The sequence below is a fragment of the Aeromicrobium phragmitis genome, from assembly GCF_003674095.1.
In the GTDB taxonomy this organism is placed as follows: domain Bacteria; phylum Actinomycetota; class Actinomycetes; order Propionibacteriales; family Nocardioidaceae; genus Aeromicrobium; species Aeromicrobium phragmitis.
Genome location: NZ_RDBF01000092.1, coordinates 1 through 445, shown reverse-complemented (window position 1 = coordinate 445; position 445 = coordinate 1). Strand labels below are relative to the sequence as shown.

At 72.1% G+C, this 445-nt stretch carries 2 protein-coding genes; both read left to right on the top strand.

Annotated features, from left to right (window positions below):
- A partial coding sequence (locus tag D9V41_RS18365) for an enoyl-CoA hydratase-related protein (protein WP_243697325.1) occupies positions 1-217 on the top strand: 217 nt, incomplete at its 5' end.
- Between the two features lie 6 nt (positions 218-223).
- Positions 224-415, top strand: coding sequence for a Clp protease/crotonase-like domain-containing protein (locus D9V41_RS18360; protein ID WP_208006914.1), 192 nt, complete (start codon positions 224-226; stop codon positions 413-415).
- Positions 416-445 lie beyond the last annotated feature (30 nt).

Here is a 445-nt window from a genome sequence, read left to right as displayed (position 1 = left end):
GCTCGCCATCGCCTGCGACCTTCGCGTCGCCGACGCGACGGCGCGCTTCGCCATCCCGACGGCGAAGAACGGCATGGCCGTGGACGCGTGGACCATCCGAACCCTGGGCAAGCTGGCCGGCATGGGCCCGGCCCGCCGGCTCATGCTCGCCGCCGACGCTCTCGACAGTGACGCGGCGCTGGCGTGTGGACTGGTCGACCGAGCCGGCACCGTGTAGGACGCCGTGGCGTGGGCGCACGAGATCGCCACCCTCGCGCCGCTGACGCTCGCGTACAACAAGCTGGTGCTGAACGGCTCGCGCGCCGACGATGCGACGATCGACGCCGAGTTCTCCCGGGTGTGGGCGAGCGAGGACGTCAAGGAAGCCGCCCGAGCGCGCGCCGAGAAGCGCCCTCCCGTCTTCCAGGGGCGATGATGACGAGCCTGGCCTTCCGCGTCCTCGACC